This is a genomic window from Paenibacillus sp. CMM36 (genome assembly GCF_053570945.1).
This window is the reverse complement of the sequence record NZ_JBSEDY010000028.1, coordinates 16,800-30,791: the sequence shown is the minus strand read 5'-3', so window position 1 is coordinate 30,791 and position 13,992 is coordinate 16,800. Positions and strand designations below refer to the sequence as shown.

At 43.4% G+C, this 13,992-nt stretch carries 12 protein-coding genes; 8 read left to right on the top strand and 4 right to left on the bottom strand.

The features are described 5' to 3' along the window. Positions 1-214: 214 nt before the first annotated feature. The gene (locus tag ACWA2B_RS26915) at positions 215-2,158 is read right to left on the bottom strand and encodes a serine hydrolase domain-containing protein (protein ID WP_449292820.1); all 1,944 of its coding nucleotides are present in this window, start codon (positions 2,156-2,158) and stop codon (positions 215-217) included. A 256-nt stretch (positions 2,159-2,414) separates the two neighbouring features. On the opposite strand from ACWA2B_RS26915, the gene ACWA2B_RS26910 reads away from it, so the two are divergent. The 5 genes from ACWA2B_RS26910 (at position 2,415) to ACWA2B_RS26890 (ending at position 8,631) form a co-directional block, all read left to right on the top strand. Further along, positions 2,415-4,475, top strand: coding sequence for a glycosyl hydrolase 115 family protein (locus tag ACWA2B_RS26910; protein ID WP_449292819.1), 2,061 nt, complete (start codon positions 2,415-2,417; stop codon positions 4,473-4,475). A 119-nt stretch (positions 4,476-4,594) separates the two neighbouring features. Continuing rightward, positions 4,595-5,257, top strand: a complete 663-nt coding sequence (locus ACWA2B_RS26905) for an S-layer homology domain-containing protein (protein WP_449292818.1) — start codon at positions 4,595-4,597, stop codon at positions 5,255-5,257. A 259-nt stretch (positions 5,258-5,516) separates the two neighbouring features. Next, a complete protein-coding gene (locus ACWA2B_RS26900; protein ID WP_449292817.1) occupies positions 5,517-6,185 on the top strand; it encodes a uracil-DNA glycosylase in 669 nt (222 codons plus the stop codon). Between the two features lie 16 nt (positions 6,186-6,201). Beyond that, positions 6,202-6,624 (top strand): hypothetical protein, encoded by a 423-nt coding sequence (locus tag ACWA2B_RS26895; RefSeq protein ID WP_449292816.1) that lies wholly within the window; start codon positions 6,202-6,204, stop codon positions 6,622-6,624. A gap of 120 nt (positions 6,625-6,744) precedes the next feature. Beyond that, a complete protein-coding gene (locus tag ACWA2B_RS26890) occupies positions 6,745-8,631 on the top strand; it encodes a tenascin (protein WP_449292815.1) in 1,887 nt (628 codons plus the stop codon). A 71-nt stretch (positions 8,632-8,702) separates the two neighbouring features. Here the strand turns inward: ACWA2B_RS26890 and ACWA2B_RS26885 are convergent, their stop codons facing one another. Both ACWA2B_RS26885 and ACWA2B_RS26880 read right to left on the bottom strand, forming a co-directional pair. Beyond that, positions 8,703-9,005, bottom strand: a complete 303-nt coding sequence (locus tag ACWA2B_RS26885) for a hypothetical protein (RefSeq protein WP_013310964.1) — start codon at positions 9,003-9,005, stop codon at positions 8,703-8,705. Positions 9,006-9,390: 385 nt separating this feature from the next. Continuing rightward, complete coding sequence (locus ACWA2B_RS26880; RefSeq protein WP_029517686.1) at positions 9,391-9,585, bottom strand: hypothetical protein; 195 nt, start codon at positions 9,583-9,585, stop codon at positions 9,391-9,393. Positions 9,586-9,726: 141 nt separating this feature from the next. Between ACWA2B_RS26880 and ACWA2B_RS26875 the strand changes: the two genes are divergently transcribed. After that, positions 9,727-10,167 carry a NucA/NucB deoxyribonuclease domain-containing protein gene (locus ACWA2B_RS26875; protein ID WP_449292814.1) on the top strand — a complete coding sequence of 147 codons (441 nt, stop codon included), beginning with the start codon at positions 9,727-9,729 and terminating at the stop codon, positions 10,165-10,167. Here ACWA2B_RS26875 and ACWA2B_RS26870 read toward each other — a convergent pair. Beyond that, a complete protein-coding gene (locus tag ACWA2B_RS26870) occupies positions 10,160-10,336 on the bottom strand; it encodes a hypothetical protein (RefSeq protein WP_176715684.1) in 177 nt (58 codons plus the stop codon). The genes ACWA2B_RS26875 and ACWA2B_RS26870 overlap by 8 nt on opposite strands. A gap of 114 nt (positions 10,337-10,450) precedes the next feature. On the opposite strand from ACWA2B_RS26870, the gene ACWA2B_RS26865 reads away from it, so the two are divergent. Further along, the gene (locus tag ACWA2B_RS26865; protein WP_449292813.1) at positions 10,451-12,271 is read left to right on the top strand and encodes a sensor histidine kinase; all 1,821 of its coding nucleotides are present in this window, start codon (positions 10,451-10,453) and stop codon (positions 12,269-12,271) included. Beyond that, positions 12,246-13,871 (top strand): response regulator transcription factor, encoded by a 1,626-nt coding sequence (locus ACWA2B_RS26860; RefSeq protein WP_449292812.1) that lies wholly within the window; start codon positions 12,246-12,248, stop codon positions 13,869-13,871. Before ACWA2B_RS26865 ends, ACWA2B_RS26860 begins: the two co-directional genes overlap by 26 nt. Positions 13,872-13,992: the final 121 nt, after the last annotated feature.

The window sequence follows — 13,992 nt, the reverse complement described above, 5'->3', positions numbered from 1 at the left end:
GTTGGAGCGTAGCATATCAACACCATCCGTTCTACAATAGTTACCTATATTATACAACATTAACGCGGTGTCGTCTTAAACAAAATTAACATAAAATAGGCTGTCGAGACTTTCTCGACAGCCTGGACCGTCTATTGACGGCCTTTTCTATGTTTCGACTCGAAATATGTCGTGGAGGCTATCTATGCTACAAAAAGGATAAAATTAAGTAGATCTATGCGAAAAAATAGAAATTATAGGAATACAGGAAAAACGAAATAGCTAAAAACGAAAGAATCAGCGTCGCGGTGTATACCTTTCTTAATAATGTAGTCTCCGAAACGTTACATTTTCTTACAGCAAGATAGGCAGCCGGTACAAAGGCAAGCCCAAGTACCCAGAAAAAGATAATATTGAAATTGAAATTGGACATAGGCTGATAGGGGTCGCCTATCAATTGGATGCTTGAAGCAATGAGATTGATGATCACAAGCAGACCCAGCAGCGGTATTAAGGTTACACTGTCAGGCAAGGGAAGCCGTGAAGCACTCTTCTGCTTTCTTGCGTCCTTGAGCTTCCGCAGCCATCCAATAATACCGAAAATAGACCCAAGCGCAAACCAAATACCGCATCCCCCGACCAGAATATAACTGAAGATGGATGTTTGCAGGAAGGATATCGGCAATTGGTCATCGATCACTCCATATGACAACTGCGTCACTTTACCATCGGCATTGGTTAAGAAAAAAAGACGGCTGATGTTTAGGCCCGCGTGATCATAAGGAGTGCTCCCGGGAGTCACGCGTTCAAAAAAATAGGGTTTGGTTTCTACATAATCAACATGAATATTCATGGATGGAATACTCAGAGTGATTCCGCCATTGCCGTTGGCTGTGACCACTTCTTCCGCATTGGATAACACAGGTATAAGCTTCAATATACCAGATGATACTGCGCGAGCAGAGCGATATTTTCCCGCCACATCCGCGCTATGCTTCAACGTGCTGTCCGTTTGCGGAGTGGCGTGGGAATCCCCGACAAACAGGTCAATGAGTTCGCTTCTCGCACCGGACATTTCATTTTCCACATTGGTCAGGATGCTGATCCCAAAGTTTTGATCCGGTACGATAGAGACCAGAGAGGAGAATGAATCTGTATTTCCACCGTGCTCGATAACACGATAATCCCCCGCGAACCGTTCCCAAAAGCCATGGGCATTCCCCGGAAGCTCGGGATAGTGGGTATACGAAGCCTCATGCATTTCTCGCAAGGTTTCACTCTTGTTGAACAGCGAATATTTTAAGGAATGGTCCATGTTCAGATGAGCAAGCATAAAATGAGCCATGTCCTCCGAAGTAATGTTTAACGCACCAGCCGGCACATCATTAAAGAAAACATTCGGCTTTGCCACCCAGTTTCCATCCTTCTTGGAGTAGCCTGTTGCTTTATGTTCGATAACCTCCGGGATAAGATCATATCGTTGTGTAAAGTAAGAATGCTTCATGTCCAGAGGCTCAAATATATGTTTCTGAATATAGGTTTCAAAAGGCATTCCGGATACACGTTCTATAATATAACCGGCTAGGTTGGTCCCATAGTTGGAATAAGCAATCACTGTTCCAGGCTCATAAATCTGTTCAGGCTGATTTCCGGGTGCGATATGCTCCTTGAGAGGTCTAAGATCAGCAGGATCATGAACCAAAAGTTTTTCCAGGTGCTCCTCAAAACCTGCCGTGTGGCTCATCAGTGATTTCAGGGTAATAGGCTTATCAAAAGAAGGCTTGAGAAAGCCGTCAGGCAAGTATGTGTGGATGTCTGTATTCAAATCCAGCTTTCCTTGCTCAACCAGTTGCATCACTGCCGTCCAGGTGAATAATTTAGATACGGAACCGGCCTCCATATAGGTTGTTTCCGTACTCATGGGTGTTTGTTTCTCGATGTTTGCGTATCCGTAACCTTTTGAAAAAACAATTCTTCCGTCCTTTACTATGGAAACCGCAGCACCAGGAATCGCTGTTCCTATATATTTTTTCATAATTTGATCTGTTCTGTTTTCGATTTCGGAAATCGGAATTCCGGAGGGAGTGGTTGGAACGGACCCAGAAGCATATGCCTGGACCGGGATAAATGCCATCAATGCTAACAGGAGCAAAGAGGCAAATCGTTTTTTCAATTTCATATCAAGTCTCCTTTGCTGCGCTTGAATCTTTAAGGGCAGTCTGTTTTTTTTGGAACATTTTTAGTGTAGCAATCAAGTCTTTCTTATTTCTCTCCTGTTCCTTACTTTTTTCTTTCTCAAATGAAGCTTCACTCTCAAGTGATTTACCGAAAAAAAGCTATATTTACGTTGGGACAGCTTTATATGTATGTTGCCAACCTATAAAATAAAGACAAGAAGAATCCTCATAGTTGAAAAAAATAGGAGATGACAATAAATGAAAGCCTGTGAACCTCTGACTATTTCATCTGAAAGCGGATACAATCTTCAAACCAATGAAAGTGTGCCCATTGCCCACGCTTGGAACATGATTGCGCGAGATCATAAGCAAGTGTTTGGCCTCGAGCCATTGCAAACAGAAATAGAGCCCTCGATCATTATCCGTTATGCGCAGGAAGGAGATAGCTGTCCGCACTGGCCAGAGAGCTATTGTCTACGTTTTGTTGCTGGTCGCAAGGGAACGGTACTCCATATTATTGGCCGTGATGAATTAGGAATTATTTATGGACTGCTTCATTACAGCCGTTTCGCTTTGGGTGTGGAGCCGTTCTGGTTCTGGGCGGAGCTTCTCCCACCTAAGCGGGATACCATAGTTTTACCGAGTCAGAATGTTGACAGTATACCGTCCAAGGTTCGATATCGAGGATGGTTTGTCAATGATGAGGTATGCTTGATTGGCTGGAAGGAAGATTATCCACCAACAGAGCAGGTGTGGCAGCCCGTTTTCGAAGCGTTACTGCGCTGCGGTGGAAATATGGTGATTCCGGGGACAGATTTACCACGCACAGGTATCCATCATAAGCTTGCAGCAGATATGGGCTTATGGATCACACATCATCATGCTGAGCCGTTGGGGGCGGAGATGTTTTTGCGCGCCTTTCCGGGTAAACAAGCTAGCTACAGAGAGCATCCCGAGTTGTTTGAACAGCTGTGGCAGGAAGCGATTGAACGGCAAAAGGGAGAGAAAATTGTTTGGGTGTTGTCTTTTCGCGGACAGGGTGACAAGCCTTTTTGGGAAGATGATCCTTCCTTTAATACGCCGGACAAACGCGGACAATTAATCTCGTATGTGGTTCGCAAGCAATACAATATGATCTGTGAATTTGTGGAGCAGCCTGTATGCTGTATGGCGATGTATGGTGAGATTGCCGAGTTATACAAGCAGGGGCATATTGAAGTACCCGAAGAGGTGATCAAAATATGGGCGGATAATGGTTACGGTAAAATGGTATCCCGGCGTCATGGGAATCTTAATTATCGTGTACCAGCATTGCCTGAGACGCAGGATGGGGGCAAGAATGGAGTGTATTACCATGTGACCTTCCACGACTTGCAGGCGTCAAACCATCTTACTCAATTTCCCTCCTCTGCCGAGCTGATTGTTGACGAATTAACGACAGCATTTGCTGCAGGAGCAAACGAGTATCTGCTGGTCAATTCAGGTAATATTTTGCCACATGTATATACGCTGGATTTGGCAGCGAATTTATGGACGTATGGTAACATGGATGCTGAACAGCAGCTTACTGATTTTATTGGGCGCTTGTACAGTAGTCAGCTTCAAGAGATTTCCCAATTATACCGGGATTATTCCCGTTGTACTATCGTTTATGGCCCGCATAAGGATGATCGGGCAGGGGAGGAATTCTATCACCATCCGACTCGGCAGATTATGGGGTATTGGCTACAAGGCAAAGAAGGCAGTGATGAACGGCTGTACTGGGCTACTGGAGAAAGGCCTTTTCCTGAACAGGTACGCTGGTTCAAGGAAAAAGCCGAGTCGGCAATTCCGGACTGGGTTGAACTGCGAGAGCGGTGTCTACGAATCATGAAGCAGTTGTCTGAAGATGAATGTCGCAGGCTGTATAATCAACTGCTTGTGCAGATTGAACTGCATCTAAGTGGTTCACGTGGACTGGCAAGCTTATGTAGCGCTTATGGGCTGTTCCTTGAAAAAGATTATCCACGAGCATTTATACAAGCTTCTCATGCTGTTTGGAGCTACCGGATGGGTAAAGAAGCGCTATCGCTCGCAGGAACTGGAAGATGGGAGCATTTCTACCGGGCAGATTGGTTAACCAATCTGGATAACACTATTTCACATGCGGACACTGTGCGGAGATTTCTTCGTCTTCAGGGAGACAGTCCGGATATGTTTCTGTGGTCCAAACAATATTTAATGCCAGAAACAGAGAAATATATCTACCTAGAGAATACGCATCGCAAGCCCCTTTCCGATGATGAGTTGGCACGCTGTCTGGAGAAGGTATTATATTAAAAAGGAAGACATGTAGCATAAGAGTTAACAGCGTCGCCTGCAACATTTCCATCTTATACTACGTCAATGAAGTTGTTAATGGCCAAGCGGCCCAATTCAACTACAAGGTGGAACTTAACATGAGTATGAGAAAAAGTGCATTTGCAGCCATTACAACTGTAGCCATTTTGTCCTTCTCCGTTGGAGGTCAAATGTCTGCGGCAGACCGTCAATTCAAAGATTTGGATAACGTAAGTGGTAAAGAAAAAGTTATATCCCTTAAAGATCAGGGTCTGCTCAAAGGTATCTCTGACACGCAGTTTCTCCCGTCATCTAAAGTAACCGCTGCTCAAGGCATTCAGTTGATTTCCGGTGGATTCCAGCTCAGCTTGACAGCCATTGATTTGAACAAGGAGCCACAGGTCAGCGGACTGTTTACCCATGTTAAGGATACTGCATGGTATGCCGAAGCTTTTATCAACGCGCATTATAATGGTGTGGTTATTCCAAAGGATATTGATCCTGCCAAAGCTCTGACTAAGGAACAGTTCACTCATATGCTGATTCAGGGCATGGAAAAAGCAGGCGCTCTTCCGATGATTAAAATCGCACCTGCGAATATTGCGGATGACAGCGAACTGAAGCCTTCTTACCAAGGTAGCATTCAACGCTCGCTAGTCTACAAGGTCAATACCTTGGATGCAAATGAAAAGTTTTATCCAAAAAGCGAGATTACACGTGCCGAAGCTGCTGTTATGTTATATAATGCATTGGAATACCTGAATACTCATACAAAATCGTAATAAATACAGCAATAAAGAGCTTTTCTTCTGAGGGAATTAAGCTTTCAGTTACTTGACATCATTATCGTTAATGTTATAATAAGGAAATCGAATTTAGACCTGCGGTAGCTGATTACCGTAAGGATATTTTCCTGGTCCTTCGGCATATAACACAGGTAACGAATAAATAAGCTGGCTCCGGATGAGGAGTTCAGCTTATTTTTTTGGATCAAAAAGCTTACCGTTTTCACTGATTTACATATTGAGAGGAGACAGGAGTATGTTTGGGAATGACTGGGATGATGTACTACGAGAAGAGGTCGAAAAGCCATACTTTAATGATTTAAGGTATACGTTAGCCCGAGAGTACAAGTTACATAAGGTATATCCTCCAAAAGAAGACTTGTTTTCCGCACTCAAATTAACGCCATTTCATCTGACCAAAGCGGTTATATTGGGGCAGGATCCATATCATGGAGAAGGACAAGCTCACGGTTTAAGCTTTTCTGTTAGACCTGGTGTGCGAACGCCGCCGTCTCTACTAAATATATACAAGGAGCTTCGCGATGATATCGGCACTCCCATTCCGAATCAGGGATACCTCGTTCCTTGGGCTGAGCAAGGTGTGCTGCTGCTGAACAACGTGTTAACCGTGCGTGAAGGACAACCGCAATCTCACCAGGGAATAGGTTGGGAACGTTTCACGGATGCTGTCATTGAAGCGATTAATGAGCGCGAGCAGCCAGCAGTGTTTATTTTGTGGGGGAGCCATGCTCAGAAAAAAGCAAGCTTCGTGAATACCAGCAAGCATTTGGTGCTAAAATCCGTTCATCCGAGTCCATTGGCGGCTCACAGAGGTTTTTTTGGCAGCAAACCTTTTTCGCGTACCAATACATTTTTGCAGGAGCATGGAATGGAACCGATTCGGTGGGAGATTCATAGCCGCTAGCACTGGAGGTGAGGACATGCGTCAATGGAAGGGACGTCAGGTCATTTTATATCACGGCAACAATGGTCATACCCAGAAGGTGCGCGGCACGCTTGAAAAATGGGATGAGATACGAAAGTGTGTTATTTTAGGCCCGAAAATGCTGGCTATTCCTTTTGAAAATATTACGCATATTACCATGTTTCCTCCGGGGCGTGAGCGTAGAAGCCGCCATCCGGCGAAGCTGAACGCTACTGGTTATGTAATGAGCGTTCCGTTACAGTTTGATAATGCCATTCATTTTCAGTCGGCGGTGACGATTTGGAGAGAGGATCAGCTGATTGCTTATAATGTAAAGCTGGTTAGTCACTCGGCACACGATGTAATTCTTGAAGATGGACAAGCCTTATCTAAGGAAGAGCATTTGTTTGTGGTAAGGTCACTGCGTGGAGAACTTTAACTGTAATAATTCACCTTTTTTTGATGAAGGGTTCAATTTAGTTAACTGCTTACCGATAAAAGATAATGGGATTGTTAATAATACCCTGTTTTATAGAATGAAACAAAGGGAGAGAAACGAATGGAACGTATGAAACGTATGAGCAAACGGAGTACCTTCTTACTTGCGTTGCTGATGTTTGTATTTGCAGCATGGCCAGCAGGTTTGATCCGGGCTGAGGAGAGCAAGACCTCCACGGTAGAGTGGGATAGTCAAAATCCGACTACATTGAATCTGGGTGGAAGCCCCGCTCAATTAAAAGTGTGGTCATTGACAGAAAAGGGCAAGGAAGATGTTACACAAAAGGCAGAATGGATCTCTGGGGATTCAAGTATTTTAAAGGTAGATAAGGGACTCATTACTCCTGTGTCAAAAGGGCAGATTAAGATTGTTGCTACATATGAGCAGCAAACGGTAAGTACAACGATTACAGTAAAATCGCCTTACAGCAAGCTGCAATTAAATCCGACGGGTCCACTGAATCTGACGATTGGCGGAGAATCGAAGCAATTGACTGCTCAAGGTGTTCTTACTGGAGGTGGGACGGAAAATGTATCCGGTGTCGAATGGACTTCTTCGAATGCGGCTGTTGCTACCGTTGAAGATGGTCTTATTCGTCCACTTGCCAAAGGCGTGACTTACATTAAAGCAAGCAAAGATGAACTCAAAGCACAAACGATTGTGTATGTGCGCTCTTCTTCCCAGGCATTGGTATTGAGTGCAACTGGGTCCAAATCGGTCTTTCTGGGCAGCTCCCCAATTCAGGTTAGTGCAACCGATGTCAACCTGACTGGCGGCAAAACAGATGTGACCAACACGGCAGAATGGTCTTCCTCCAATCCGCTGGTTGCCACAGTCGAGCAAGGTAAAATCACACCAATGGATGCAGGCAATTCGACGATTACAGCGTCCTATCACGGTTTGAGCAAGACTCTAAAGATTAATGTACTTCCGACGGTTGAAAAATTAGTTTCAAGCAAAGCGAGTCTGACTCTCGAAACAGGAGGCAAAACCTCTCTTCCGAGTATATCTGCTTATTTGGTCAATGGGGCTAAAAAAGCAGTTCAATCCGATGTAAAATGGAGCTTAAGCAGTGAAAGTGCAGTTAAAATAGCAAATGGTAAGCTGGTTGCAGTGAACCCAGGCAGTGCAACATTGACAGCAACGGTAGGTACGCTCAAACTGGATATTCCAGTGACTGTGCAATACAAAGTACTTAAACTAACCGCTTCAGAGAAAAAATACGTATTGGTTGCAGGCCAAGAAGCAAGTATTCCGACAGTAAAAGCACACATGGCTGGTGGCGGAATCCTTGATGTTACCAATCAGGTAAGCTGGGTAGGTACAACAGCCGCAGTTACAGTAGCAAATGGTAAAGTAAAAGCGGTGAGTGGCGGTAACTCTGGAATCAAAGCTATGTATATGAATAAATATGTGAAAGTACCTGTCATTGTGGAGGGAGCTATTTCTACATTGACACCAAGTTTTTCGAATGCTGAGATGAATTTGAAGGGAAGTAAGTCCATCAAAGTCGTCGGCAATTATACAGATGGTAAAAAAGTTACCTTGAGCAGTAAAGTGAAATGGACAACATCGAATGCTTCCGTAGCGATCGTAAAAGGCTCTTCCATTAAAGCCGTTGGAATTGGAAACGCAACGATTACGGGCACATATCAGGATAAGTCGTTTAGCATCGAGATCAAGGTCACACCTAAGCTGCTCAAACTGGTATTGAGCAATAAAAACCTGAAGCTGCCTAAAGGCTCCTCTCAAGTGCTTAGTGTGAATGCAGTTTATGATTCAGGTGCTACTACCAATGTGACAAGCTCAGCGGTATGGACATCCTCCAAACCGTCGATCGTAGAGGTTACAGCTGGTCAGGTGAAGGCCTTGGAAAGCGGAAGCTCCAGTATTAAAGTAGTCTATGGCGGTAAGAAGGTAACGACATCTGCCAAAGTGTTAAAATAGCTACGTACATTGCCACATCCACTTATACAAAATAACCCCCGGTCCAAAGACCGGGGGTTATTTTCAGCTTATTATTCTACGCCGTCCTGATAATGATTTTTCCAATGCTTATCGCCTTTGTGTGCGAAGTCTTCAACTGTCTTTTCCAAAGTAGCTACCAGTTGGGCTTTAATCTCAGAAATTGTGTCTCGGAACAGTCTTTCTTCCGTACCATTGATCTTTTCACCATATAGAGCCTGAGCGGCTATAAATTGACGATGTTGCTCCACAAAACTGTCAATCGAATGCAATGCATGCTCCACGTATTGGGAAATGCTATGATGCTCGTTAGGCAGTTGCAATTTTAATTCATGAACTCTGTTTAATAATGCCATGATGATCACCTCGTGCGTTTTGTTATGTCAATAATTATACATCATTTTCGGAAAACTTTCATTAAATTTTGATTAAAATGTGACTTTTATTATGTCATGATTGCATTTTCAATGGTGATCAGGCATAATTTTCGGAAAATTCATTATTTTCCTTTGTATTGTGATTTTAAAATTTAAAATATATGATACGAAGATGATGCAAGAGCAAGCTGCGACAGCTGTCTTTCTGACATGTTATAATGGGGAAAAGCCCAGTCGGAAAGGTTGTCAGTATGGTATGAAGCTTTTTAAAGGTTTATTTTGGGGGATTCTGATTAGTCTTCTTCTGTGGTGTGCCTTGTTTGGGCTTGTCCGCTGGATGTCTCATTAAGTCGCTTCCTGTATCTTATACAATAACTCTTGCGACTGTATCCACGTCATTAACAGAAATCGTATATACGTGTTCGTCATCATAGAGCTTGAATTGCTGAGTTTCTTGGTCAGATAGGAGCTTAGGCCAGCCAATTACGGTACTTCCATTCAGTAACCGGACTACAACGGCTTGCATTTGGCTCACGGCCAGTTTGATCTCATCGTTCATTCGTGCAACCTCCTCTCTATACTATTTGTCGTCCAATATTCAACCTTTTTTTATAGTTAGTAAGGGGTTACAAAAAATAAAATCCGGGGATTACCTTAGTTGAAGGCATCTATTGGAATAGCTTGAAGGGAAGAGAGAAAATTGAAGAAAAAGTTGCTAAGTTTTATAGTTTTAGTGCTGCTAGCTGCGGGCGCGTATTGGTTTGAAGGAGGCAATCTTCTTACGAAAATGACAGGAGAGAACCCGCCTTCCTCGGCGGCTCAGGTAACGCTGCAATTCCCGTCAGGTCGTTACCCTGAAACGGCGCAGCATATTAAGGAAGCCATTCAGGCGGGAAAATCACCAGTATGCACAATTGACCGTGAAGGAGCCGAGCTAAATCGCAAGCATTCGCTTACAGGTGTTCCCACTCGTAAGGGATACGATCGTGATGAATGGCCGATGGCTATGTGTTCAGAAGGTGGCAAAGGTGCAAATGTCAAATACATAGCCCCTAAGGATAATCGTGGGGCAGGATCATGGGTTAGTCATCAATTGGATGAGTATGAGGATGGAACTCGTGTAAAATTCGTTATTAAATAGTTTTTGATTTCGTGTTTTTACCTTTTAGCTCCTTAGATGTTTCCTGTTTGGCCTTAACCAACGCCAGAAAATCAAAAAAATCACCTAGTGTATTGAAGCCGGCACCTAAAATGGCCAAGTCTTCAGCGGATAGTTGGTTAAACCATTCCATTTGCTTAGCATCAAACATATTATCACCGCCAACCATTGATAATGTAGTGTATGTACTGACGGCAACAAAGGTCAGGGCTCAGGCATACCAATTAAGTATGCCTGTTTCTTGTGCAGAGGATGTGTAGAACTCATGTTTAAATTTAATTTTTATACTAAAATCGTCTCCATCGTTATCGTATTGCTTATACCTCTGCTGATCCTGTATGTCTATTCTAATCAGACAACGACAGGTGTATTACGTGAGGAGCTGAATCAATCTAATTATAATCAGCTGACTTTTTTTCAAAACCAGGTGAATACGAATATTGAAATGATTTCCTCCTGGCCGCATCTGCTGATTCATGATCCCGATGTAGCCAGTTTTCAAGCGATTTTTTTGAAGGACAAGGTTCTCAATCTGGATGGAATTAACCTTGTCAAACGGATTCAAACCAAGCTTGGGCTTCAGGAAAGCTCTTCTAATTGGAGAACCGGACTGAGTATCTATTCTCCTTCGCTTGGACGGGTTGTATCGGAGGATGGAGCAGGTTTATATGAGCAGAAAAAACTAAATCAGCTGATAAAAGACGGCTGGCAGGTATCCAAAAAAAGATCATATGGGAAAGACCAATTTATATTTTCATTGTATACATTATCCCCGTTTTCTTCACTTGGTAATCCAGAAACCGCTAACACGATTATTAAGGTTGAATTTGACAGCAGTAATATTCAGGATATGCTTGACCGCTTCAAAGGTGGTGGACGCAAGGAGCCTTTTTATTATAAAAAAGGCGTAGGAGTTATCTATAATCGTACTGCCAATGAAGAGCTGTCTGGACAGCTGATTTCTAAATTGGAAAAAATGGGACTCCATGAAGTTGACAATCTGACCGTGAAGATTGGAGAAGAAAGCTACCTGGTTCATGCCGTTCTTTCGCAAACGACGGGTTGGTATTTGATTGATTACATGCCTTTGTCTGATATGATGTCTCCGATTTACTCATCGAATCGACTGTTTTATATAACGGTTGTTGGCTCGCTGCTGGTAGGCCTGATTGGCGCTTACTTGCTTCATTCACAGGTACAAGTGCCGATTCTTCAGCTTGTGCGGGCATTTAGGAGACTAAAGGACGGAGACTATGCTGTTCGATTAAGTCTAAGGGGGAGTCACGAGTTTGCTTTCCTGGCTAGTCAATTCAATCAGATGGTCGAACAGATTCAGGAGCTGTTTGAGAAGGTGTATGTTGAGCAGCTACATGTCAAGGAAGCGCGACTAAAGCAGCTCCAGTCACAAATCAATCCACATTTTTTTTATAATTGTTTTTCGTTTATCACAAGTATGGCGAAGCTGCGCAATCATGAAGCGGTCGTGGCTATGGCTCATAATTTATCCAGATATTATCGGTATACGACAAGACAAGAGCGGGATTTAGTTCCATTATCAGAGGAAGTCGAGTTTGTTCAATATTATTTGAACATACAGCAGATGCGTATGCCAAGGCTAACGTTCTTAGTTCATGTTTCTTCGCAGGCCAGCAGTCTGCCGATTCCGCCGCTTATAGTGCAGCCATTGGTGGAAAATGCGGTGCTGCACGGAATAGAGCCTCAAGCGGAGGAGGGTCTAATTCATATTTTGACTGAGCGTGTTGGCTCGTATATGTACCTGATTGTGGATGATAACGGACTCGGTTTGAGTAGAGAGGCTATAGCTGCCCTGACATCAACGCTTGACAAGCCTGTGGAAGAGGATCATGGATACGGTTTGTGGAATGTGCATCAACGCATGCGATTACATTTTGGGGAAGAAGCAGGACTGGAATTCTCTTTGTCTCCATTGGGAGGATTACGTGCAGTATTAAAATGGTCGATCTTAACGGAAGGAGAGCATGCGAATGGTTTAATTGAGCCTTCGCCAAATTCGAATATAGTTAAAACGGAGGGACCAGATGGTTCAGATATTATTAGTAGATGATGAGAGTTATGTAACAGAAAGTCTGGCAGCTACCATTCCGTGGGAGACGCTAGGCATCGAGAGGGTTCATCAAGCGGCTTCCGCATTAGCAGCAGTGGATGTGCTGGAAGCGTACGATATTGATATTCTGGTAACAGATATTCGTATGCCTGGTATGACGGGACTGGAGTTGATTGTTGAAGTAAACGAGCGATGGCCGCATATCCGAAGTTTGTTACTGACAGGCTATGCCGATTTTGAATATGCTAAAAAAGCGCTTCAGCTTAAGGCTTTTGATTACATTTTAAAGCCGGTGGATGATGAAGAGTTTATCAAATGTGTGTCAGCCGCCATGGATTCGCTAAAGGAAGAATGGGAAGCATTTGACAAGGTTCATCAATTACAATATAGCCGCAGAAACGATTTTGGTGTACTGCGGACCCATTTGATGCATGATTTGCTACTCGGGCGTGATTTACCAGTACCAAAAATAGAGAGCAAAATGTCCGAGTACGAAATCAAGCTACGCACGGGACATCTTGCCAGTATGTTGCTTATTCAGCTAGGAAAGCATTTTTCTGATATGGACTATCATTCAGTCTCCTTAATTGAGTATGCGATTGGAAATATTGCCGAAGAAGTGTTCGCACCTGATTTTCACGTTTGGCATTGCAAAGCGCCGCATGACTGCTTAATTGTATTAATAGAAGGGAATTGGGATTCATTTCCTGAACGGAGTGTGGATGAGCAGAATCGTTGTTTGAGTGCGGCGATTGAGACCTTTCGAAAAAATGTGAGCAATTACTTGAAAGGGGAAATTTACGTTGCATTAACCGGATGGTTTAAGTTTCCAGAGGAACTGCCTAAGCTATATCAGACAGCGATTAGATCCTTATACTGGAACCATCAGGAGGAGACGGATACACTGCTATTCATAGAAGAACAGACAGAACAGCCACACAGCTCAGTTAAGTCACTGGAGGGGCTTTATATGCACCCTACGCTTACTCATCTGCTTGAATCCAGGCAATGGGACGAGGCCGAAGCAAAAGTGAGCCGTGTATTTGGAAAAATGGAAGAGGTGGGATATACACGCGAGCATTTATATGAGCTGTTTATTTCGGTGACGAGCGCCTTTATGTATACAGCACACAAACAAGGACGTTTCATTACACAGATGGATCAAGTAGGCTTCGATCCGTTACATGCGCAGAAAATGGTTCATTCGTTTCCTCACCTCAAAGAGTGGATATTTTCCATGATGAACAAACTTAAATCTGAATGGTCTGCAAGCGAGCAAAGCGCTAAAAGCTATGTGGTCAAGCAGGTTCAGGAGCTCATCTCCCAGGATAAAGGTCAGGAGCTGTCTGTTAAAACGATTGCCGATCAGGTTTATCTTCATCCAGTCTATCTGTCTAAAATTTATAAAGCTGAAACCGGAGAAGGTCTGGGTGACTATATTATCCGAATGAGAATGGAGCGGGCACTTTATTTGCTCAAATATTCCAACAAAAAAATATACGAAATTACGACGGAACTAGGCTACCAGAATCCCCAATATTTCAGTAAAATGTTCAAAAAGCATTACGGAATGACTCCGCACGAATTTCGAGATCAGTAGAGATGACCAGTAAAGACGAAATCAGTAAAGATCAGTTGGGAAAGGTGCAGAAATATTTATTTTGTGACATAGGCTGTGAAGAAAAGCCCTTCTATAATAAAAGAGTAGAAAATGATTTCTA

Excerpts from the sequence above, each read along its gene's own strand:
- ACWA2B_RS26900 (WP_449292817.1), top strand. The coding sequence starts at position 5,517 with ATGTTTGGGAATGACTGGGATGATGTACTACGAGAAGAGGTCGAAAAG.
- ACWA2B_RS26880 (WP_029517686.1), bottom strand. The coding sequence starts at position 9,585 with ATGAACGATGAGATCAAACTGGCCGTGAGCCAAATGCAAGCCGTTGTA.
- ACWA2B_RS26885 (WP_013310964.1), bottom strand. The coding sequence starts at position 9,005 with ATGGCATTATTAAACAGAGTTCATGAATTAAAATTGCAACTGCCTAAC.
- ACWA2B_RS26860 (WP_449292812.1), top strand. The coding sequence starts at position 12,246 with ATGGTTCAGATATTATTAGTAGATGATGAGAGTTATGTAACAGAAAGT.
- ACWA2B_RS26890 (WP_449292815.1), top strand. The coding sequence starts at position 6,745 with ATGGAACGTATGAAACGTATGAGCAAACGGAGTACCTTCTTACTTGCG.
- ACWA2B_RS26870 (WP_176715684.1), bottom strand. The coding sequence starts at position 10,336 with ATGTTTGATGCTAAGCAAATGGAATGGTTTAACCAACTATCCGCTGAA.
- ACWA2B_RS26915 (WP_449292820.1), bottom strand. The coding sequence starts at position 2,158 with ATGAAATTGAAAAAACGATTTGCCTCTTTGCTCCTGTTAGCATTGATG.
- ACWA2B_RS26910 (WP_449292819.1), top strand. The coding sequence starts at position 2,415 with ATGAAAGCCTGTGAACCTCTGACTATTTCATCTGAAAGCGGATACAAT.
- ACWA2B_RS26905 (WP_449292818.1), top strand. The coding sequence starts at position 4,595 with ATGAGTATGAGAAAAAGTGCATTTGCAGCCATTACAACTGTAGCCATT.
- ACWA2B_RS26895 (WP_449292816.1), top strand. The coding sequence starts at position 6,202 with ATGCGTCAATGGAAGGGACGTCAGGTCATTTTATATCACGGCAACAAT.
- ACWA2B_RS26865 (WP_449292813.1), top strand. The coding sequence starts at position 10,451 with ATGTTTAAATTTAATTTTTATACTAAAATCGTCTCCATCGTTATCGTA.